At 72.6% G+C, this 20995-nt stretch carries 16 protein-coding genes and 1 riboswitch; of the genes, 12 read left to right on the forward strand and 4 right to left on the reverse strand.

Features of this window, described 5'->3' with window-relative positions:
* The first annotated feature begins 36 nt into the window (after positions 1–36).
* From ACIBNE_RS36645 to ACIBNE_RS36660, 4 genes are all read left to right on the forward strand, one after another.
* On the forward strand, positions 37–1209 hold the full coding sequence (locus tag ACIBNE_RS36645; protein ID WP_399279562.1) for a sensor histidine kinase: 1173 nt from the start codon (positions 37–39) through the stop codon (positions 1207–1209).
* Positions 1206–1877: a response regulator gene (locus ACIBNE_RS36650; protein WP_399279564.1), complete on the forward strand. Its 672-nt coding sequence runs from the start codon at positions 1206–1208 to the stop codon at positions 1875–1877. Before ACIBNE_RS36645 ends, ACIBNE_RS36650 begins: the two co-directional genes overlap by 4 nt.
* Before the next feature lie 476 nt (positions 1878–2353).
* Positions 2354–2737, forward strand: a complete 384-nt coding sequence (locus tag ACIBNE_RS36655) for a DUF485 domain-containing protein (RefSeq protein ID WP_399279829.1) — start codon at positions 2354–2356, stop codon at positions 2735–2737.
* A complete protein-coding gene (locus tag ACIBNE_RS36660) occupies positions 2734–4326 on the forward strand; it encodes a cation acetate symporter (protein WP_399279566.1) in 1593 nt (530 codons plus the stop codon). Before ACIBNE_RS36655 ends, ACIBNE_RS36660 begins: the two co-directional genes overlap by 4 nt.
* Positions 4327–4374: 48 nt before the next feature.
* On the opposite strand, the gene ACIBNE_RS36665 is transcribed toward ACIBNE_RS36660, so the two are convergent.
* Positions 4375–5070 carry a response regulator gene (locus ACIBNE_RS36665; protein WP_399279568.1) on the reverse strand — a complete coding sequence of 232 codons (696 nt, stop codon included), beginning with the start codon at positions 5068–5070 and terminating at the stop codon, positions 4375–4377.
* Complete coding sequence (locus ACIBNE_RS36670; RefSeq protein ID WP_399279570.1) at positions 5067–6779, reverse strand: ATP-binding protein; 1713 nt, start codon at positions 6777–6779, stop codon at positions 5067–5069. The genes ACIBNE_RS36665 and ACIBNE_RS36670 overlap by 4 nt, the downstream gene beginning before the upstream one ends.
* A gap of 238 nt (positions 6780–7017) precedes the next feature.
* On the opposite strand from ACIBNE_RS36670, the gene ACIBNE_RS36675 reads away from it, so the two are divergent.
* Positions 7018–8118, forward strand: coding sequence for a CobW family GTP-binding protein (locus ACIBNE_RS36675; RefSeq protein ID WP_399279831.1), 1101 nt, complete (start codon positions 7018–7020; stop codon positions 8116–8118).
* Here the strand turns inward: ACIBNE_RS36675 and ACIBNE_RS36680 are convergent, their stop codons facing one another.
* Positions 8119–10578: a DNA topoisomerase (ATP-hydrolyzing) subunit A gene (locus tag ACIBNE_RS36680; RefSeq protein ID WP_399279572.1), complete on the reverse strand. Its 2460-nt coding sequence runs from the start codon at positions 10576–10578 to the stop codon at positions 8119–8121. It abuts the gene before it with no gap.
* 223 nt (positions 10579–10801) lie between these two features.
* Here ACIBNE_RS36680 and ACIBNE_RS36685 point away from each other — a divergent pair, with 223 nt between their 5' ends.
* From ACIBNE_RS36685 to ACIBNE_RS36700, 4 genes are all read left to right on the forward strand, one after another.
* On the forward strand, positions 10802–12145 hold the full coding sequence (locus ACIBNE_RS36685) for a M16 family metallopeptidase (RefSeq protein WP_399279833.1): 1344 nt from the start codon (positions 10802–10804) through the stop codon (positions 12143–12145).
* A 17-nt stretch (positions 12146–12162) separates the two neighbouring features.
* Positions 12163–13530, forward strand: coding sequence for a M16 family metallopeptidase (locus ACIBNE_RS36690; protein ID WP_399279835.1), 1368 nt, complete (start codon positions 12163–12165; stop codon positions 13528–13530).
* A gap of 243 nt (positions 13531–13773) precedes the next feature.
* Positions 13774–13932, forward strand: a riboswitch (cyclic di-AMP (ydaO/yuaA leader).
* Positions 13933–13944: 12 nt separating this feature from the next.
* Positions 13945–14718: a M23 family metallopeptidase gene (locus ACIBNE_RS36695; protein WP_399279574.1), complete on the forward strand. Its 774-nt coding sequence runs from the start codon at positions 13945–13947 to the stop codon at positions 14716–14718.
* 198 nt (positions 14719–14916) lie between these two features.
* Complete coding sequence (locus ACIBNE_RS36700) at positions 14917–15582, forward strand: GntR family transcriptional regulator (protein ID WP_399279576.1); 666 nt, start codon at positions 14917–14919, stop codon at positions 15580–15582.
* A 278-nt stretch (positions 15583–15860) separates the two neighbouring features.
* On the opposite strand, the gene ACIBNE_RS36705 is transcribed toward ACIBNE_RS36700, so the two are convergent.
* Entirely contained in the window at positions 15861–16142 is a 282-nt protein-coding gene (locus ACIBNE_RS36705) for an HPr family phosphocarrier protein (protein WP_399279578.1), read from the reverse strand.
* Between the two features lie 185 nt (positions 16143–16327).
* Here ACIBNE_RS36705 and ACIBNE_RS36710 point away from each other — a divergent pair, with 185 nt between their 5' ends.
* From ACIBNE_RS36710 to ACIBNE_RS36720, 3 genes are read left to right on the forward strand one after another with little or no spacing between them, the layout of a single operon-like run.
* Positions 16328–19150: a GNAT family N-acetyltransferase gene (locus ACIBNE_RS36710; RefSeq protein ID WP_399279580.1), complete on the forward strand. Its 2823-nt coding sequence runs from the start codon at positions 16328–16330 to the stop codon at positions 19148–19150.
* 46 nt (positions 19151–19196) lie between these two features.
* The gene (locus tag ACIBNE_RS36715) at positions 19197–19781 is read left to right on the forward strand and encodes a DUF5998 family protein (protein WP_399279582.1); all 585 of its coding nucleotides are present in this window, start codon (positions 19197–19199) and stop codon (positions 19779–19781) included.
* On the forward strand, positions 19781–20971 hold the full coding sequence (locus ACIBNE_RS36720) for an alkaline phosphatase family protein (RefSeq protein ID WP_399279584.1): 1191 nt from the start codon (positions 19781–19783) through the stop codon (positions 20969–20971). Before ACIBNE_RS36715 ends, ACIBNE_RS36720 begins: the two co-directional genes overlap by 1 nt.
* The last annotated feature ends 24 nt before the right edge of the window (positions 20972–20995 follow it).

A 20995-nucleotide genomic window follows, 5' to 3' on the forward strand; every position in this document is an offset into this window, starting at 1 on the left:
GTCCGCCGAAAGGCCCCCGTTCCCTACGCTCGACACATGACATCGCAGTCGAGCACAGCGCGCGGAAGTTGGGCGGCGTGGCCCTCCAAGGAGGCCCTGTCCCAGCTCGGAGTGCCCCTGCTGCGCCGCGCGGTCGACGTCGCCATGTGGCTGGCGATGACCGTCTGGATGCTCTGGGAGGCGTACGACGCCGGGGTGTTCCGCGGAGCTCTGCTCGCGGTCCCGCTCGCGGGCGGCGGACTGGTCCTCGGCGGGGTGCACGCCTTCCGCAGGTTCACCCACGAGCAGCGCCTGACCGTCTCGCTGGCGGTCGTCGCCGCGCTGGTCGCGGGAGGGGGCTGTTCGTACGCGGCGGGGGCCCGGGAGCCCGCCTTCATCATCTGGATCGTCTGCATCGTGCAGTGCATGGAGCGGCTGCCGCTGGTGGCGGCAGTGCCGACGGCGGCGGTGGTCCTCACGATCCAGGCGCTCGGCAGCGGTGCGAGTCTCGTTGAGATGCTGTTCCTCGGCGGCGGGGTCGTGCTCGCCGGGTCCTCGCTGCGGCTGGACGCCCAGGCCCGCGCCGCCGGATTCCGGTTGCTGGCCCAGGAGCGGGCGGCCAGGGACGCCCAGGCCCAGTCGGCTGCCCTCGCGGAGCGGGCCCGAATAGCCCGGGAGATCCACGACGTGCTCGCGCACAGTCTCTCCGCGCAGCTGGTCCACCTGGAGGCCGCCCGGATCCAGATCGAGCGGGGTGCCGACCGCGAGCAGGTGCTGGAGCGGGTGGTCGCCGCCCGGGGCATGGCGCGGGAAGGGCTGGCGGAGACCAGGCAGGCGCTCTCCGCGCTGCGCGGCGACATGACGCCGGTGGAGGAGTTCCTGCGGGAGGTGTCGGCGGCTGACGGGGCCTCGGTGGAGGTGGCCGGCGAGCGGCGGACGCTGCCGGCCGAGGCGTCCCAGGCCGTACGGCGAGTCGCCCAGGAGGCGCTGACGAATGTGCGCAAGCACGCGCCCGGCGCGGGTGTGCGGATCCTCTTGGCCTATCAACCGGCCCAGGTCGAACTGGAGGTGAGGGATTGGGGTGGGAAAGGGCCGGTGGGGGAGTTGGCTGTCAGCGGTTCCGGTTACGGTCTGCTGGGAATGCGGGAACGCGCCGAACTGCTCGGCGGGTCCCTGGAAGCCGGACCGGAGGGGGAGGGTTTCATGGTGCGACTGAGGGTGCCGACGTGACGGCGCGCGTGGTGGTCGCCGACGACCAGACGGTGGTGCGCGAGGGAATCGTGATGCTGCTGGGACTGCTGCCGGGCATCGAGGTGGTGGGCTCGGCGAAGGACGGGGAGGAGGCCGTCGCCCTCGTCGCGGAGCTCGCGCCCGATGTGGTGCTGATGGACCTGCGGATGCCCCGTTGCGACGGGGTGGAGGCGACCCGCAGGATCCGGGCCGGGTACCCGGGCACGCAGGTCGTGGTGCTCACGACGTTCGCGGACGACGAGTCGCTGTTTCCCGCGCTGCGGGCCGGGGCTCGTGGCTATCTGACCAAGGACGTCGGCGGCGACGAGATCGTGCGGGCCATCGATGCCGTGCTCTCCGGGGAGGCCGGTCTCGCCCCCGCGATCCAGAGACGGTTGCTGGAGCAGGTCACCGCGCCACCGCCGCGCCACGAGCCGGGGGAGGAGTTGCCGGACGGACTGACGCGGCGTGAGGCCGAGGTGCTGTCGCTGGTCGCCGACGGCCTGGCCAACACCGAGATCGCGCGGGCGCTGCACATCTCGACGGCCACGGTGAAGACCCACATCAACAACCTCTTCACCAAAGCCGGGGTCAGGGACCGTGCGCAGGCCGTGCGCTATGCCTACCAACGGGGTCTCGCGCAGCCACCGGGGACGACCATCACCTAAAGGGGTGAACACCGAGGAAGGAAGTGTCTGGGATCTTCCTGGTCTGCCCATCCTTGGGCACGCGGTCCAAGCGGACCGTGGACAAGGAGAGTTCTTCGGTGGACAAGTCCGTGGGCAAGGACGAAGGGAGCGGTGCGGCGGCATCGCGACTCGACGACCCCTGGTACGACGCGCTGGCCTCCGGATGGGGTGAGCTGGACGAGGCGGGCGAGACGGGCGGCGTGGACGTGCCCGGCGCGCGGTCGGCCGGGGAGACCGGCGAGGGCCGTGAGCCGCGCGGGGTGCGTGAGGGTCGAGGGGCTCGTGCGGGGCACGGGGTGCATGTGGTGCGTGCGGTGAGCGAGGGGCCTGCGGGGCGGGAGGGGCACGGTGCTCACGAGGTATGTGAGCCAGGTGACGTACGCGATGTGCGAGGTGTACGTGAGGTGCCGGGCGTATGTGATGCGCGAGGTGGCCATGGGGTGAGCGGGGCGGGTGTGTTCCGTGATGTGCCCGATGTGCGTGGGGACATGGGGGCGTGGGGCGCGGGGCACAGCGTTGCGGACGTCTATCTGGAGGTGCAGCGGAGCGCGGCGTTCCAGGAGGTGCGGGGGCGTTATCGGCGGTTCGTCGTGCCGGCGTCCGTGGGCTTCCTCGGTTGGTACCTGCTGTATGTGGTCGCGGCGACCGTGGCGCCGGGGCTGATGGCGCGGCCGGTGGCCGGGGCGGTCAACGTCGCGATGGTCGCCGGGCTCGGGCAGTTCCTCAGCACGTTCCTGCTGACCTGGGCGTATGCGCGTCACGCTCGGTTGCGTCGGGATCGGGCGGCCCTCGAACTGCGCTGGGACACCCAGGAGATGACGCGGGGGGTCGGCGCGTGAGGGGCGATCACCAGACCCTGGCGCTGGTGCTGTTCAGTGTCTTCATCGCGGTGACCCTGGGCATCACCACCTGGGTGAGCCGCAGCAGGCGCGGTTCGGCCGAGGAGTTCTACGCGGGCGGGCGGCTCTTCTCCCCCATGGAGAACGGTTTCGCCATCGCGGGCGACTACATGTCGGCTGCCTCGTTCCTCGGCATCTCGGGGCTGATCGCGCTGTACGGCTACGACGGGATGCTGTACTCCGTGGGCTTCCTGGTGGCCTGGCTGGTCGTGCTGCTGCTCGTCGCCGAACTGGTCCGCAACTGCGGCAGGTTCACGCTCGCCGACGTCGTCGCCGCCCGGATGAGCGAGCGTCCGGTCAGGATCGCGGCGGGCACGTCGTCGGTGACCGTCTCGGTGCTCTACCTGGTGGCGCAGATGGTGGGTGCGGGCAGTCTGGTCGCGCTCCTCCTGGGCGGTACCAGCGAGGGCGCGCGCTCCTGGACCGTCATCGGGGTGGGCGCGCTGATGGTCGTCTACGTGTCGCTGGGCGGCATGCGGGCCACCACCTGGATCCAGATCGTCAAGGCGGTGCTGCTGATGGCGGGCGCGGTCGCGCTCACCGTGCTCGTACTGGTGCGCTTCCACGGCGACTTCAACGCGCTGCTCGACTCGGCGGCGCGCGGCAGCGGGCACGGGCGGGACTTCCTGGCGCCCGGCCTCAAGTACGGCGGGGACTGGACGGCGCGGTTCGACTTCATCAGCCTCGGGCTCGCGCTCGTGCTCGGCACGGCGGGCCTGCCGCACATCCTGTCCCGCTTCTACACCGTGCCCACCGCGCAGGCGGCCCGCCGCTCGGTCGTCTGGTCCATCGGTCTGATCGGCAGCTTCTACCTGATGACGATCGTGCTCGGGTTCGGTGCGGCGGCGATCGTCGGCCCCGACCGGGTGCGGGCGTCGAACGCCTCGGGGAACACGGCGGTGCCGCTGCTCGCGCAGGAGGTGGGCGGTGGTGAGGGGTCCACAGGAGGAACGGTTCTCTTCGCGGTGGTCGCCGCGGTGGCCTTCGCGACCATCCTCGCCGTGGTCGCGGGCATCACCCTCGCCTCGTCGGCGTCGGTGGCCCACGACCTGTACGCCTCGCTCCGGCGGCGGCACGGCAAGCAGTACAGCGAGGTCGCGGTCGCCAGGGTGGCGGCCGCGGGGGTCGGGGTCGTGGCCATCGGGCTCGGACTGCTGGCCCGCGATCTGAACGTGGCCTTCCTGGTGGGACTCGCCTTCGCGGTCGCCGCGTCCGCGAACCTGCCCGTACTGCTCTACTCGCTCTTCTGGCGGAACTTCACGACCAGGGGCGCGGTCTGGGCGGTGTACGGCGGACTGGTGCCCGCGGTGCTGCTGGTGCTGGTCTCGCCGGTGGTCTCGGGCAGCCCCGAATCCCTTTTCCCCGGTGTGGACTTCCAGTTCTTCCCGCTCCAGAACCCGGGTCTGGTCTCGATCCCGCTGGGCTTCCTGGCGGGCTGGCTCGGCACGGTCACCTCACCCGAACCGCCGGACGAGGCCAAGCACGCGGAGACGGAGGTGCGTTCGCTGACGGGCGCGGGGGCGGTATAGCCGTAGCCGTAGCGGGTGCCGGGTGCCGGGTGCCGGGTGCCGGGTGGTTCAGGGGCGGGGCGCGGACGTCCAGGCGTAGCGGTGCTCGGGGCGGCCCGTCTCGCCGTACTTCAGTGTGAGCCGCACCCGGCCCGCCCGTTCCAGGAGCTTGAGGTACCGCTGCGCGGTCTGGCGGCTGACCCCGGCGCGCTCCGCGATCTCCTGCGCCGACACGGGCCCGTCGGCCGCCAGGAGCACCTGGCGCACCAGTTCGGCGGTGGTCGGCGAGTGGCCCTTCGGCAGGTCGGGTTCGCTCGTCATCGACAGGGCGCCGAAGATGCGGTCTACCTCGGCCTGCTCCGCCTCGCCGCCCCCGTCGAGGGTGCGCCGCAGCTCCGCATACGCCTCCAGTTTGGTGCGCAGGCCCGCGAAGTTGAACGGCTTGACGAGGTACTGGAGCGCGCCGTGGCGCATCGCCGCCTGCACGGTGGCCACGTCACGGGCCGCCGTCACCATGATCACGTCGCTCTGGTGGCCGAGCCGCCGCAGCTCCCGTACCAGCGCGAGGCCGTTCTGGTCGGGCAGGTAGTGGTCGAGCAGGATCAGGTCGACCGGCCCGTCGGCGACCCGCGCCAGGGCCTCGGCCGACGAGTGCGCCTGGGCGGCGACGTGGAAGCCGGGGACCTTCTCGACGTACGCCGCGTTGATCTGGGCGACGCGGACGTCGTCGTCCACGACCAGCACCTGGAAGGGGTGGTCGGTCATCGCGTGTCTCCCGTGCGCTCGCCCTGCTCGTTCAGTTCATCCAGTTCGTCCGGCCCGGTCGGTCCGGTCAGTTCGGTCAGGCCGTCTAGTTCGGTCAGGGCCTCCGGGAGTACGACGGTGAACTCCGCGCCGCCCTGCGCGGCCTCCCCGACCCGGGCGCTCCCGCCCTGCCGCTCGGCCAGCCTGCGCACCAGGGCCAGGCCCAGACCGCGCCTGCCGTGGGCCGGCAGCTCCTTGGTCGACCAGCCCTCGTCGAACACGGACTCCCGCTGCCCGGCCGGGACACCGGGCCCGTTGTCGACGACGCGCAGCACGACCGTGCGGCCCGAGGGCCCCTCGGTGCGCAGTTCGACCTCGACCAGGGACCCGGGCTCGCCCGCCGTCGCGTCCAGCGCGTTGTCCACGAGGTTGCCGACGACCGTCACCAGGCCGCGCGGGTCCACCAGCCGGTCGGGCAGCAGCGTGCCGCGCGTCAGCCGCAGCGAGACGCCGCGCTCGGCCGCGACCGTCGCCTTGCCGACGAGCAGCGCCGCGAGCAGCGGGTCGTGGACCTTCTCGGTGACCTGCTCGGCGGTGGCGCGGTGCACCCCGACGACCTCGGTGACGAACTCCACCGCCTCCTCGTGCATCTCCAGCTCCAGGAGGCCGAGGAGGGTGTGCATGCGGTTGGCGTGCTCGTGGTCCTGGGCGCGCAGCGCGTCGATCAGGCCCCGCGTCGAGTCCAGCTCCCGGCCCAGCCGCTCCAGCTCCGTGCGGTCGCGCAGCGTGGCGACGGCGCCGCCGTCGTCGGTCGGCATGCGGTTGGCGATCAGCACCCGGCTGCCGCGCACGGTCAGCAGGTCGTCACCGGTGACGCGGCCGGTCAGCACGTCGGTGATGCGGCCGGCGCCCAGCAGTTCCTCCAGCGCCCGCCCCGCCACGTCGGGCCCGAGCCCCAGCAGCCGCTGCGCCTCGTCGTTGAGCAGCCGGATCCTGCCGTGCGCGTCGAGCGCGACGACGCCTTCCCTGATGCCGTGGAGCATCGCCTCGCGCTCGGCGAGCAGCGCGGAGATGTCGGAGAACGCCAGGTCGTGGGTCTGGCGCTGGAGCCTGCGGGAGATCAGGTACGCGGCGAGCGCGCCGACCGCGAGCGCCCCGCCCGCGTAGGCGAGCAGCCCGGGGATCGCCGCGAGGAGCCGGGCGCGCACGCTGTCGTACTCGATGCCGACCGAGACCGCACCGACGATCTTCCCGTCGCCGGTGCGCAGCGGCACCTTGCCGCGCGCGGAGCGGCCCAGCGTGCCGTCGTCGATCTCCATGACCTCCTCGCCCGCGAGCGCGTCGCTCGGGTCGGTGGAGACGGTCCGGCCGATCTTGGTGGGGTCGGTGTGGGACCAGCGCACCCCGTGCCGGTCCATCACCACGACGTACTCGGCGTCGGTGGCCCGCCGGATCCGCTCCGCCTGGGCCTGCACGCGGCCCCCGGCGACCGGGGGCGACGTCAGGAGCGCGTCGGCCAGCTCGGGCGACGCCGCGGTGTCGGCGATGGCGAGCGCGCGGCGCATGGCCTGGTCGTCGAGCTGGGCGCTGAGCGGGGCGAGGAAGAGCCCGGTGGCCAGCACGGTCACGCCCGCGGCGATGGCCAGCTGCATCAGCAGCACCTGCGAGAAGACCCGCTGCGGCCAGCCGAACCGCCGCCGACGGGGGTGCGGGGGCGGTACGGGAGTCATGCGTACGAACGGTAAGGGGTCGTTCGCCCTTTCCGGAAACTCCGGCCGCCGTGCGGCCGAGCCGCTCCCGCTGTCCGGCCGAGCCGCTCCCGCCGTGCGGCCGTGTCCGCGCGGGTAGCCTGGAGCGCTTCGTTTCCGAGCACGTGGAGAGGCCCCCTTGAGCACGCCGAGTACGCCGAGTACGCCGAGTACGCCGAGCACGTCGAGTACGTCGAGTACACCGAGTACGCCGAGCCCGATCAGCACCTCGACCCGGCAGCAGATCCCCGTGGTCGTCCTCGCGGGCTTCCTGGGGGCGGGCAAGACCACCCTGCTCAACCACCTCCTGCGCAACAGCGGAGCCAACCGCATCGGCGTGATCGTCAACGACTTCGGCTCCATCGAGATCGACGCCATGTCCGTGGCGGGCCAGGCCGGCTCCTCGGTCTCCCTCGGCAACGGCTGCATGTGCTGCGCGGTCGACGTCAGCGAGCTGGACCTCTACCTGGAGAAGCTGGCGGCGCCCTCCGCCCGCCTCGACGTGATCGTCATCGAGGCGAGCGGCCTGGCCGAGCCGCAGGAGCTGGTCCGGATGGTCCTCGCCAGCGACAACCCGCACGTGGTGTACGGGGGGCTGCTCCAGGTCGTCGACGCGGCCGAGTTCGACGCGACGCGCGAGCGGCACCCGGAGACCGACCGGCACCTGGCCATCGCGGACCTCGTGGTGCTCAACAAGACCGACCGGGTCCCGGAGGAGGAGCGCGCCCGCATCGGCGCGGCCCTGGCCGAGTTGAGCCCCGGCACGGCCGTACTGCCCGCCGCGTACGGCCGGATCGACCCCGAGGTGTTGTTCGCCTGCCGTCCCAAGGACGAGCAGATCGCGGGGCAGCTGTCCTTCGACGACCTGCGCGAGGACGCCCGGGGTGCCGAGGATGCCGAGGGCTCCGGGAGCGCCGAGGGACACGCGCACCACGCGCACGCCGCCTACGAGAGCGTCGCCTTCGAGACGGCCGACCCCATGAGCCCGCGGCGCCTCATGGCGTTCCTCGACACCCGGCCCACCGGGCTCTACCGCATCAAGGGGTACGTCTCCTTCGGCGCGGCCGACCCCCGCAACCGCTACGCCGTGCACGCGGTCGGCAGGTTCCTGCGGTTCTACCCCGAGCCGTGGCCGACCGGCGACGGACCCCGCCTCACCCAGCTGGTGCTGATCGGCTCCGGCATCGACACGGCGGCGCTGAACTCCGCGCTGGACGCCTGCCGGGAGCGGGAAGCCGAAACGCAGGACGCCGCCACCGCCGAACGGGGCATGTGGGGCGTCCTGCGCTTCGTACAGGAACCGGACCAGGAACAGGAGTAGCTACGAGGCCGGGCCCGCCACCACCGCGACCGACCGGCCCAGCGGGGTGCCCGAGCCGTCGCGGCGCGGGTCCGGCGCAGGCAGGTCGACCGGTGTGCCGTTCTTCTGCGCGCCCCGCCCCGGGGTCGCCCCCGCCCAGGCCAGCGTCAGCATGTCCTCGCCGCGCAGGAACCGCTGGCAGCGCACACCGCCCGTGGCCCGGCCCTTGCGCGGGTACTGGTCGAACGGGGTGAGCTTCGACGTGCCCTCGGTGTCCCCGAGCAGCGTGTCCCGGGAGCCCGCGACCGTGAACACCGCCGCCTCCACCGCCGGGTCCACCGCCGTGAACGAGATCACCTTGGCGCCGACCGCGAGCTTGATGCCCGCCATGCCGCCCGCGGGACGCCCCTGCGGGCGCACCTGGCCCGCCTGGAACCGCAGCAGCTGGGCGTCGTCCGTGATGAAGACCAGGTCCTCCTCGCCCGTGCGCAGCTCGGCCGCGCCGACGATGCGGTCGCCGTCCTTGAGCGCGATGACCTCCAGCTCGTCCTTGTTCGCCGGATAGTCGGGCACCACCCGCTTGACGACGCCCTGCTCGGTCCCGATGGCCAGGCCGGGCGACGACTCGTCGAGCGTCGTCAGACACACCACCCGCTCGTCGTCCTCCAGGGACAGGAACTCCGAGAGCTGCGCCCCGCCCGCGAGGTTCGGCGCGCCCGCCGTGTCCGGCAGCTGAGGCAGGTCGATCACCGTCAGCCGCAGCAGCCGCCCGGTGGACGTGACGGCGCCCACGTCGCCGCGGGCCGTCGCGGGCACCGCCGAGACGATCACGTCGTGCTTGGCGCGCTTGGCGTCCTCGGGGAAGACCAGCGGATCGCCGTTGGCCGTGCGCGCCAGCAGGCCGGTCGAGGAGAGCAGCACCCGGCAGGGGTCGTCCGCGACCTCCAGCGGCACCGCGGCGGCGGTCGCGCCCGCCGACTCCAGCAGGACCGTGCGCCGCTCGGTGCCGAACTTCTTCGCCACCGCGGCCAGTTCGCCCGAGACCAGCTTGCGCAGCTCGGCGTCCGACTCCAGGATCGCGGTCAGCTCGGCGATCTCGGCGGTCAGCCGGTCCCGCTCGCTCTCCAGCTCGATCTTGTCGAACTTGGTGAGGCGGCGCAGCGGGGTGTCCAGGATGTACTGCGTCTGGATCTCGCTCAGCGAGAAGCGCTCCATCAGGCGCTCCTTGGCCTGCGCGCTGTTGTCGCTCTCGCGGATGATCCGGATGACCTCGTCGATGTCGAGCAGCGCGACGAGCAGGCCCTCGACCAGGTGCAGCCGGTCGCGGCGCTTGGTGCGGCGGAACTCGCTGCGGCGGCGCACGACCTCGAAGCGGTGGTCCAGGTAGACCTCCAGCAGCTCCTTGAGGCCCAGCGTCAGCGGCTGGCCGTCGACCAGCGCCACGTTGTTGATGCCGAAGGACTCCTCCATCGGCGTCAGCTTGTAGAGCTGTTCGAGGACGGCCTCGGGCACGAAGCCGTTCTTGATCTCGATGACCAGGCGCAGGCCGTGCGCCCGGTCGGTGAGGTCCTTGACGTCGGCGATGCCCTGGAGCTTCTTGGCGTTGACCAGGTCCTTGATCTTGGAGATGACCTTTTCGGGGCCGACCGCGAAGGGCAGTTCGGTGACGACCAGGCCCTTGCGGCGCGCCGTCACGTCCTCCACGGTCGCCGTCGCGCGGATCTTGAAGGTGCCCCGGCCGCTCGCGTACGCGTCCTTGATGCCGGACAGGCCGACGATGCGGCCGCCCGTCGGCAGGTCGGGGCCCGGCACGAAGCGCATCAGCGATTCGAGGTCGGCGCCCGGGTGCTTGATCAGGTGCCGGGCGGCGGCGACGACCTCGCCGAGGTTGTGCGGCGGCATGTTGGTCGCCATGCCGACCGCGATGCCCGTCGTGCCGTTCACCAGCAGGTTCGGATACGCCGCCGGGAGCGCGACCGGCTCCTGCTCCTGGCCGTCGTAGTTCGGGGCGAAGTCGACGGTGTCCTCGTCGATGGACTCCGTCATCAGGGAGGCGGCGTTCGCCATCCGCGCCTCGGTGTACCGCATGGCGGCCGGCGGGTCGTCGTTGCCCAGCGAACCGAAGTTGCCGTGGCCGTCGACCAGCGGCACGCGCATCGAGAAGGGCTGCGCCATGCGGACCATGGCGTCGTAGATCGACGCGTCGCCGTGCGGGTGCAGCTTGCCCATGACCTCGCCGACGACGCGGGCGCACTTCACGAAGCCGCGCTCGGGCCGCAGGCCCATCTCGTTCATCTGGTACACGATGCGGCGCTGCACCGGCTTCATGCCGTCCCGCGCGTCGGGCAGTGCGCGGGAGTAGATCACCGAGTACGCGTATTCGAGGAAGGAGCCCTGCATCTCGTCGACGACATCGACGTCGAGGATCTTCTCCTCGAAATCGTCGGCGGGCGGCGGGGTCTTCGTGCTGCGGCGGGCCATCGCTGCTGCGGCTCCTTCACCAACAAGGCTGAACCAGGACTGATCTGACGCGCACCATTGTGGACCGTCCCACTGACAACGCCGACCGCGACCCGGAAGACGCGGCCGGTGGAGCCCCGCGGGACACGGCCGGGTGGGGCCGGGGAACCGGGAACTTCGCCAGGCGTCGGTGCGCTTGCATACAGTGGCAGGACTTCTCCACATCGCGATCGAAGGGACGTACATGCCCATGGGTCACACGGCCACAGCGCAGGCCGGTTCCGGCGGCCTGACAGCGACAGAGCACAAGCTGGCCAACGGCCTGCGCGTGGTGCTCTCCGAGGACCACCTGACCCCGGTCGCAGCGGTCTGCCTCTGGTACGACGTGGGTTCGCGCCACGAGGTCAAGGGCCGTACAGGACTGGCTCACCTCTTCGAGCACCTGATGTTCCAGGGCTCCGCGCAGGTGAAGGGGAACGGCCACTTCGAGCTGGTGCAGGGCGCGGGCGGCTCGCTCAACGGCACCACCAGCTTCGAGCGCACCAACTACTTCGAGACCATGCCCGCGCACCAGCTGGAGCTCGCGCTCTGGCTGGAGGCCGACCGCATGGGCTCGCTGCTCGCCGCGCTCGACGACGAGTCGATGGAGAACCAGCGGGACGTCGTCAAGAACGAGCGCCGCCAGCGGTACGACAACGTGCCGTACGGCACGGCGTTCGAGAAGCTGGTGGCCCTCGCGTACCCCGAGGGCCACCCGTACCACCACACCCCGATCGGCTCGATGGCCGACCTGGACGCCGCCACGCTGGAGGACGCCCGCGCGTTCTTCCGCACCTACTACGCGCCGAACAACGCCGTCCTGTCGGTCGTCGGCGACATCGACCCCGAGCGGACGCTCGCCTGGGTCGAGAAGTACTTCGGTTCCATCCCGTCCCACGACGGCAAGCAGCCCCCGCGCGACGGATCGCTGCCCGACATCATCGGCGAGCAGCTGCGCGAGGAGGTCCACGAGGAGGTCCCGGCCCGCGCCCTGATGGCCGCCTACCGCCTCCCCGAGGACGGCACGCGCGCGTGCGACGCGGCCGACCTGGCGCTGACCGTGCTGGGCGGCGGCGAGTCGTCCCGGCTCCACAACCGCCTGGTGCGCCGCGACCGCACGGCCGTCGCCGCGGGCTTCGGCCTGCTGCGGCTGTCGGGCGCCCCCTCGCTGGGCTGGCTGGACGTGAAGACCTCCGGCGGCGTCGACGTGCCCGACATCGAGGCCGCCGTCGACGAGGAGCTGGCCCGCTTCGCAGAAGAGGGCCCCACGCCCGAGGAGATGGAGCGCGCCCAGGCCCAGCTGGAGCGCGAGTGGCTGGACCGGCTCGGCACGGTCGCGGGCCGCTCCGACGAACTGTGCCGGTACGCGGTGCTGTTCGGCGACCCGCAGCTGGCGCTGACGGCCGTACAGCGCGTCCTGGACGTCACGGCGGACGAGGTCCGCGAGGCCGCGGCCGCGCGCCTGCGGCCCGACAACAGGGCGGTGCTGGTGTACGAGCCGCTCCCGGCCAAGAACGACACCGAGGAAGAAGAGGGGGCGGACCAGTGACCGAGGCCGTCGTGTCCATGGAGTTCCACCCGCAGCCGACGGCCGGCCCCGCCACCCCGTGGGCCTTCCCCGCGCCCGAGCGCGGCGCGCTGCCGGGCGGTCTGACGGTGCTCAGCTGCCACCGCCCCGGCCAGCAGGTGGTGGCCGTCGAGATCTGCCTCGACGCCCCGCTGAACGCCGAGCCCGCCGGTCTGGACGGCGTGGCCACGATCATGGCGCGTGCCTTCACCGAGGGCACCGACAAGCGCTCCGCCGAGGAGTTCGCCGCCGAGCTGGAGCGGTGCGGCGCCACCTTCGACGCGCACGCCGACCACGCGGGCGTCCGGGTCTCCCTGGAGGTCCCGGTCTCCCGTCTGGCCAAGGCGCTCGGGCTGCTCGCCGAGGCGCTGCGCGCCCCCGCGTTCGCGGACGACGAGATCGACCGGCTGGTGCGCAACCGGCTGGACGAGATCCCGCACGAGGCGGCCAACCCGGCCCGCCGCGCGGCCAAGCAGCTCTCCAAGGAACTGTTCCCCGCCGAGTCCCGGATGTCGCGCCCCCGCCAGGGCACCGAGGAGACCGTCGCCCGGATCGACTCGGCGGCCGTCCGCGCCTTCTACGAGGCGCACGTCCGCCCCTCGACGGCCACCGCCGTGATCGTCGGCGACCTCGCGGGCGTCGACCTGCCCGCGCTGCTCGCGGAAACCCTGGGTGCCTGGACGGCCGACACCGCCGAGCGCAGCACCGTCCCGCCGATCACGGCGGACGACACCGGCCGCGTGGTGATCGTGGACCGTCCCGGGGCCGTACAGACGCAGCTGCTGATCGGCCGCATCGGGCCCGACCGGCACGACCGGGTCTGGCCCGCGCAGGTCCTCGGCACGTACTGCCTGGGCGGCACGCTCACCTCCCGGCTCGACCGGGTGCTGCGCGAGGAGAAGGGCTACACCTACGGCGTGCGCTCCTTCGGCCAGGTGCTGCGCTCGTCGGCCGACGGCACGGGCGCGGCCATGCTCGCCATCAGCGGCTCGGTGGACACCGAGTCCACCGGGCCCGCGCTGGACGACCTGTGGAAGGTGCTGCGCACGCTGGCGGCCGACGGCCTGACCGACGCCGAGCGCGACGTCGCCGTGCAGAACCTGGTGGGCGTCGCCCCGCTGAAGTACGAGACGGCGGCCTCCGTCGCCGCCACGCTGGCCGACCAGGTCGAGCAGTACCTGCCGGACGACTTCCAGGCGCAGGTGTACGCGCGCCTCGTCGAGACGGGCACCGTCGAGGCGACCTCCGCCGTGGTGAGCGCCTTCCCGGCGGACCGTCTGGTGACGGTCCTGGTGGGCGACGCGGCGCAGATCGCGGAGCCGGTCAAGGCGCTGGGCATCGGTGAAGTGACGGTCGTCACGGGCTGATCGCCGACCGCTCACGGGCTGGAACCGGCCAATTACGGACCGGTTCGACGGAGTCCTGGGGAAGGGTCTCGACGGTGTGATACGTCGAGACCCTTCCCTTTTGTCCGGTTTATCAGGGAGGTTGCCCCTCTGCCCTGTGGCGTGCGCTACAAAAAGGCGTCTCTGTTTGGTGATTGAAAGACGAGCCGCTTAGCGTCCTTCCTGCTGCCCCGCCAGATGCACCCGCCGCACCCGCGGCACCGGGAGCAGTCATCGCCGAGTCCCCGTCAGGCGCGAGCCTGGGGAGCCGGGGACCCACTCAGTCCCTGGGGTGAATCGGAAGTCCTGTCGCAGGGGCGACCGTAGGAGACCTTCCTGCTCCGAACCCGTCAGCTAACCCGGTAGGCGAGAAGGAAGGAAAGGACCAGCCACTTCATGGCGTTCACCCGTGCCACCGGGAAGCACCGTGCCCCCAGCCGACTGACGCGCAAGAGCGCGCAGGTCGTCGGTGTCGCGGCCCTCGCCACCACCGGAGTCGTCGGCGGCCTCGCCTCCCCGGCGCTCGCCGCGGACACCGGGACCCCCTCCGTCGAGGACACCGGCATCGGCCAGGCCATCGTGATCGGCGACACCCTCGCCGACCAGATCGACGCCCAGGCCGAGGCCCAGCAGGCGGCGGCCGAGAAGGCCGCGGCCGAGGCCCGTGCCAAGGCGGAGGCCAAGCGCAAGGCCGAGGCCCGCGCCAAGGAGATCCGTGCCGCCAAGGAGCGCGCCGCCCGCGATGCCGAGCGCAAGCGCCTGAACTCCTTCCAGCTCCCCGTCGCCGGTTCGAACGTCACCACCGGCTACAAGACCGGCGGTTCGCTCTGGTCATCCGGCAGCCACTCCGGTGTCGACTTCCGCGCCGCCTCCGGCAGCACCGTCGTCGCCGTCGGCTCGGGCACCGTCGTGGAGGCGGGCTGGGGCGGCGCGTACGGCAACAACGTCGTGCTCCGCATGAACGACGGCACGTACACGCAGTACGGCCACCTCTCGGCCATCACCGTCTCGGTCGGCCAGAGCGTCACCCCGGGCCAGCAGATCGGCGTCTCCGGCTCGACCGGCAACTCCACGGGCCCGCACCTGCACTTCGAGGCCCGTACGAGCCCCGACTACGGCTCGGACATCAACCCGGTCGCGTACCTGCGCTCGCACGGCGTGAACGTCTGACGGCGGTCCGCCCCCGAAGCACGTCCTCCCCGAAGGCCCTGGCTCCCCTCCCGGAGCCGGGGCCTTCGGCGCGTGCGCGCCGATCCCGCCGCGCGCGAGCCGACCGGCGAAAAGAAGCCGCAGAATTCCCGGTGGCCGTCGGAAATTCCCGCACTTTGTTCTAGAGTCACCGAAACGAATGAATGCGGAGGTTGAGGCATGCGCATTCCGGCCCATTCGGTCTGTACGGCGATCCGCGCCGACATCGTCTCCGGTGTCTACGAACGCGGCAGCCGGCTCACGGAAGAACTCCTCGCGAAGAGGTACGGGGTCTCCCGCGTCCCGGTCCGCGAGGCGCTGCGCACCCTGGAGTCGGAGGGCTTCGTGACCACCCGCAGGCACGCGGGCGCGTGCGTCGCGGAGCCGTCCGAGCAGGACGCGGCCGACCTGCTGGAGATGCGGATGCTGCTGGAGCCGCTGGGCGCGGCGCGCGCGGCCCGACGGCGCACCGACGCGCACCTGAAGGTGCTGCGCGGGCTGGTGCGGCTCGGCCAGGAGCGGGCGGGCCGGGGCGAGGACCTGAGGTCACTGGGCGGCTGGTTCCACGAGACGCTGGCCCAGGCGTCCGGCAGCCAGGGGCTCACCGCGCTGCTCGGCCAGCTCCGGCACAAGATCGCCTGGATGTACGCGGTGGAGCAGCCGGCCCGTCCTGTGGAGTCCTGGGCCGAGCACGGCGCGATCGTGGACGCGGTGGCGCGCGGCGACGCGGAGCGGGCGCGGGCCCTGGTGGCGCTGCACGCCGAGCGCGCGGTGGGCGCGCACCGGCTGCGGACCGCCGCGAGGACTTCGCAACACGCCGTCAACACGGTCGGTGCGCGCGCTTAACACGGGTGTCGTACAAAAGAGACGCCCGAGAACACGAAGACGCGGCAATGCGTGCGCGCCCGATTTCGAATTTCCGGGTGCCTCATTCGGGTGCGCCATTTCGGGGTGCGCAATTTGGGGGTGCGGTCAATTGTGGCCGCGCTGGATTTCCGTACGGTGCCCGCACTGGATTTCCGTACAGCACACAGCCCCCCACGGGCACGAAAGAGCCGCGCCGCCCGGGACGTCGTCCCGGGCGGCGCGGCCCGTGCGCGGGGTGCGAGACCCCTGAAGGTCACTCAGACGGTCTCGGGGAGCTCGTCCAGGCCCTCGGCGACCAGCTTCGCCAGACGGTCCAGCGCGGCCTCTGCGCCCTCGGCGTCGGAGGTCAGCACGACCTCTTCGCCGCCCTGCGCGCCCAGACCGAGCACCGCGAGCATGGAGGCGGCGTTGACCGGGTTGCCGTCGGCCTTGGCGATCGTCACAGGAACGCCGGAGGCCGTGGCGGCACGGACGAAGATGGACGCGGGGCGGGCGTGCAGGCCCTCGGCCCAGCCGACGTTGACGCGGCGCTCAGCCATGGTGTTGCCCTTCAAGTCTCAAGCGGTTGTCTAGACCAGTCTCTCATGTGTTGCGCTGTGCTCCGACCGACCTTCGGCCCCTGCCGGACAGCCCTTCAGCCCGGTTCCGACCGCCCTTCGGCCCTCCCCACCTTGCCCCGGCCGCCCCCTCTCCGCGACTCGTGACCGCGCCGTACGCTGGCCCCATGCAGACCCCGTCGGCCCATGCGTACCCCGACCACTGGGAAGCCGATGTCGTGCTCCGCGACGGCGGAACCGCGCGCATCAGGCCCATCACCACCGAGGACGCCGAACGGCTGGTCAGCTTCTACGAACAGGTCTCGGACGAGTCCAAGTACTACCGCTTCTTCGCGCCCTACCCCCGGCTCTCCGCCAAGGACGTGCACCGCTTCACCCATCACGACTACGTGGACCGGGTCGGGCTCGCCGTGACCATCGGCGGCGAGTTCATCGCCACCGTCCGCTACGACCGCATCAACGAGCGGGGCCTGCCCGCGTCCGCGCCCGCCGACGAGGCCGAGGTCGCCTTCCTCGTCCAGGACGCCCACCAGGGCAGGGGAGTGGCCTCCACGCTCCTGGAACACATCGCCGCCGTCGCCCGCGAGCGCGGCATCCGGCGCTTCGCCGCCGAGGTGCTGCCCGCCAACAGCAAGATGATCAAGGTCTTCACGGACGCCGGGTACACCCAGAAGCGCAGCTTCGAGGACGGCTCCGTCCACCTCACCCTCGAACTCGAACCCACCGCCGAATCCCTCGCCGTCCAGCGCGCCCGGGAGCAGCGCGCGGAGGCCCGCTCCGTCCAGCGCCTCCTCGCCCCTGGATCGGTCGCCGTCATCGGCACCGGACGCGCCCCCGGCGGCGTCGGCCGCACGGCTCTGCGCAACCTCGTCGAATCGGGCTTCACCGGCCGTACGTACGCGGTGAACCGCGCCTTCCCCGACGACCTGACCGCACTCGACGGCGTCCCCGCCCACCGCTCCCTCGCAGAGGTCACCGAACAGGTCGACCTCGCGGTCGTGGCCGTCCCCGCCGAACGGGTGCCCGAAGCCGTCGCGGAGTGCGGCGAGCACGGCGTACAGGGACTGGTCGTCCTCTCCGCCGGATACGCCGAGAGCGGCGCCGAGGGCCGCGAACGCCAGCGCGCCCTCGTCCGCCAGGTCCGCTCGTACGGCATGCGCCTCATCGGCCCCAACGCCTTCGGCATCATCAACACCGCCGAAGAGGTCCGGCTCAACGCCTCCCTCGCCCCGCAGTCCCCCGCCCGCGGCCGCATCGGACTGTTCACCCAGTCGGGCGCCATCGGCATCGCCCTGCTGTCCGGACTGCACCGGCGCGGCGCCGGACTCTCCTCGTTCATCTCCGCGGGCAACCGCGCCGACGTCTCGGGCAACGACTTCCTCCAGTACGGATACGAGGACCCGAACACCGACGTCGTCCTGCTGTACCTCGAGTCCATCGGCAACCCCCGCAAGTTCACCCGCCTCGCCCGCCGCACCGCCGCCGTCAAGCCCGTCGTCGTCGTGAAGGGCGCCCGGCACAGCGGCGCCACCCCGCCGGGTCACGCCGTCCCCGTCACCCGCGTCCCCGACGCGACCGTCTCCGCACTGCTGCGCCAGGCGGGCGTCATCCGCGTCGACACGGTCACCGCCCTCGTCGACGCGGGCGTCCTGCTCGCCGACCAGCCGCTCCCCGCGGGACCCAGGGTCGCCATCCTCGGCAACTCCGAATCCCTGGGCCTGCTCACCTACGACGCCTGCCTCGCCGAGGGGCTGCGCCCGCTGCGCCCCCGCGACCTCACCACGGCCGCGACGCCCGCCGACTTCAAGGAGGCGCTCGCCGCCGCCCTGGCCGACCGCGCGTGCGACGCGGTCGTCGTCACCGCCATCCCCCGGGTCGGCGAGAACGGCGCCACCGGGCCCGGGTTCGACGGGGCCGACGGGTCCGACGCGACCGGGACCCTGGCGACCGCCCTCCAGGAGGCCGCCGCGGGCCACACCAAGCCCGTGGCGGTCGTCCACGTCGAGATCGGCGGTCTCGCGGAAGCACTGGCCGCCGCCACCCGCACGGCCCCCGCCCGCGGCGAGCCGCGCCCCGCCGCCCCCGCGCCCGCCCCCGAAGGCCCCGCGCCCGCCTCGCCCCGCCCGATCCCCGCGTACCCCGCGGCCGAGCGCGCCGTCCGGGCGCTCGCCGAAGCGGTCGCGTACAGCCGGTGGCGCCGCCAGGCGGCCGAGCCGGGCAAGGTCCCGGAGTTCGACGACATCGCGGAGAGCGCGGCCGCCTCCCGCATCGAACGGATGCTCGGCCCCGAACCCGACCCGCGCGGCCGTCCCCTGGCCCCCGACGAGGCCCGCGACCTGCTCGCCACGTACGGCATCGAGGTCCGCCCCACCCTCCCCGCGCCCGACCCCGACGCGGCCGTGCGGGCCGCCGCCGAGATCGGCTACCCGGTCGCCCTCAAGACCACGGCCCCGCACCTGCGCCACCGCGCCGACCTCGGCGGCGTGCGCCTCGACCTGCCGGGCGAGGCCGCGCTGCGCCGCGCGTACGGCGAACTGACCGAGGCGCTGGGCAAGCCCGCCGAACTGCTGCCGGTCGTCCAGGCCATGGCCCCGCGCGGCGTCGACACGGTCGTGCGCGCCGCCATCGACCCGGCCGTCGGCGCCGTGCTCTCCTTCGGCCTCGCGGGCGCCGCGTCCGAACTGCTGGGCGACACCGGCCACCGGCTGATCCCCGCCACCGACCGGGACGCGGCCGAGCTGATCCGCTCCATCAGGACGGCCCCGCTGCTCTTCGGCTGGCGCGGCTCGGCGCCCGTGGACACCCCCGCCCTGGAGGAGCTGCTGCTGCGCGTCTCGCGCCTGGTGGACGACCACCCCGAGGTGGTCTCCGTCGCCCTGGAGCCGGTCGTCGTCGCCCAGCACGGCCTGACCGTGCTCGGCGCGGGCGTCCGCATCGCGCCGCCCCCCGCCAGGGGCGACCTGGGCCCCCGGCGCCTGCCCAGCTACTGACCCGGCAGGGCCCTGGCAGTCACCGCGCCCCCGTAGGATGGAGTCCATGGCGAAGACCGGTACGACGACCCAGGGGCTGCGCGCGGCGATCGAGCGCAGCGGCTACTACCCGGCCCTCGTGGCCGAGGCGGTTGAGGCCGCCGTAGGCGGCGAGCCGATCTCGTCGTACCTGGTCCACCAGGAGACCACCTTCGACTCCAACGAAGTGCGCCGCCACGTGACGGTCCTGGTCCTCACGGGCAACCGTTTCATCGTCAGCCACACCGACGAGCAGACCGCGGACAACAGCTCCCCGACGCCGTACGCCACCACCTCGACGGAGTCGGTCAAGCTCGACCGGATCTCCTCGGTCGTGGTCAGCCGCGTCGTGGCCAACCCGGAGAAGTACGTCCCCGGCTCGCTGCCCCGCGAGGTCGTCCTGACCATCGGCTGGGGCGCGGTCTCCCGGATCGACCTGGAGCCCGCCGCCTGCGGCGACTCCAACTGCGACGCGGACCACGGCTACACCGGCAACGCCACGGCCGACGACCTCTCGCTGCGCGTCAGCGAGGCGGGCGACGGCCCCGAGACGGTGCGCCAGACCCTCGCCTTCGCGCAGGCGCTCTCCGAGGCGACTGCGGCCACGCGCTGATGGCGCTGCCCGCTGCCTGGCAGGACCCCGAGCCGCTGCCGATCGACACCGCGCCCGTCCCCGAGTACGGCTCCGGGTCCCTCGCCGACCTGCTGCCCACCCTCGCGGCCGGCCAGGGCGTGCCCGGCCTCGAAGCGGCCATCGGGGAGCTGACCCCGGCCGACCGCAACTGCGTCTTCCTGATCGACGGCCTCGGCTGGGAGCAGATCAAGGCGCACCCCGACGAGGCCCCCTACCTGCACTCCCTGCTCGGCACTTCGCGCGGCGGCACCGGGCGCCCGATCACCGCGGGCTTCCCCGCCACCACCGCGACCTCGCTGGCCTCGGTCGGCACTGGCCTGCCGCCCGGAGCGCACGGCCTGACCGGCTACACCACGCGGAACCCGGAGACCGGCGCGCTGATGAACCAGCTGCGCTGGAAGCCGTACACCGATCCGCACGCCTGGCAGCCCCACCCGACGGTCTTCCAGCTCGCGGACGCGGCGGGCGTGCACACCGCGCAGGTCTCGGCCCCGCCCTTCCAGCACACCCCGCTCACCAAGATCGCGCTCAGCGGCGGCACCTTCCACGGCCGGCTGACCGGCGAGGACCGCATGGACCTGGCCGCGCACGAACTGGCGGCGGGGGACCGCTCGCTGGTCTACACGTACTACAGCGAGGTCGACGGCAACGGCCACCGCTACGGCGTCGACTCCGACGCCTGGCGCGGCCAGCTGATGTACGTCGACCGGCTGGTGCAGCGCCTGGCCGAGCAACTGCCGCCGCGCGCCGCGCTCTACGTCACCGCCGACCACGGCATGATCGACATCCCGTTCGACGAGGAGTCGCGCATCGACTTCGACGAGGACTGGGAGCTGAGCGCGGGCGTCGCCCTGCTCGGCGGCGAGGGCCGCGCCCGGCACGTCTACGCGGTCCCGGGTGCCGAGGCCGACGTCCTGACCGTCTGGCGCGAGGTGCTGGGCGAGCAGTTCTGGGTGGCGAGCCGCGAGGAGGCGATCGCGGCGGGCTGGTTCGGCCCCTCGGTCGAGGAGCGCGTCCTCGGCCGGATCGGCGACGTGGTCGCCGCCGCCCACGCCGACGTGGTGATCACCGCGTCGCGCAACGAGCCGCACGAGTCCCTCATGGCAGGCATGCACGGCTCGATGACGCCGGTGGAGCAGCACGTCCCCCTCATCGAAGTACGCTCGTAAACCTCCCCCTCCCCCCTCACATGC

The organism is Streptomyces sp. NPDC050504 (assembly GCF_044458065.1).
GTDB lineage: Bacteria > Actinomycetota > Actinomycetes > Streptomycetales > Streptomycetaceae > Streptomyces.

Excerpts from the sequence above, each read along its gene's own strand:
- ACIBNE_RS36645 (WP_399279562.1), top strand. The coding sequence starts at position 37 with ATGACATCGCAGTCGAGCACAGCGCGCGGAAGTTGGGCGGCGTGGCCC.
- ACIBNE_RS36665 (WP_399279568.1), bottom strand. The coding sequence starts at position 5,070 with ATGACCGACCACCCCTTCCAGGTGCTGGTCGTGGACGACGACGTCCGC.
- ACIBNE_RS36670 (WP_399279570.1), bottom strand. The coding sequence starts at position 6,779 with ATGACTCCCGTACCGCCCCCGCACCCCCGTCGGCGGCGGTTCGGCTGG.
- ACIBNE_RS36680 (WP_399279572.1), bottom strand. The coding sequence starts at position 10,578 with ATGGCCCGCCGCAGCACGAAGACCCCGCCGCCCGCCGACGATTTCGAG.
- ACIBNE_RS36685 (WP_399279833.1), top strand. The coding sequence starts at position 10,802 with ATGCCCATGGGTCACACGGCCACAGCGCAGGCCGGTTCCGGCGGCCTG.
- ACIBNE_RS36690 (WP_399279835.1), top strand. The coding sequence starts at position 12,163 with ATGGAGTTCCACCCGCAGCCGACGGCCGGCCCCGCCACCCCGTGGGCC.
- ACIBNE_RS36695 (WP_399279574.1), top strand. The coding sequence starts at position 13,945 with ATGGCGTTCACCCGTGCCACCGGGAAGCACCGTGCCCCCAGCCGACTG.
- ACIBNE_RS36700 (WP_399279576.1), top strand. The coding sequence starts at position 14,917 with ATGCGCATTCCGGCCCATTCGGTCTGTACGGCGATCCGCGCCGACATC.
- ACIBNE_RS36705 (WP_399279578.1), bottom strand. The coding sequence starts at position 16,142 with ATGGCTGAGCGCCGCGTCAACGTCGGCTGGGCCGAGGGCCTGCACGCC.
- ACIBNE_RS36710 (WP_399279580.1), top strand. The coding sequence starts at position 16,328 with ATGCAGACCCCGTCGGCCCATGCGTACCCCGACCACTGGGAAGCCGAT.
- ACIBNE_RS36715 (WP_399279582.1), top strand. The coding sequence starts at position 19,197 with ATGGCGAAGACCGGTACGACGACCCAGGGGCTGCGCGCGGCGATCGAG.
- ACIBNE_RS36720 (WP_399279584.1), top strand. The coding sequence starts at position 19,781 with ATGGCGCTGCCCGCTGCCTGGCAGGACCCCGAGCCGCTGCCGATCGAC.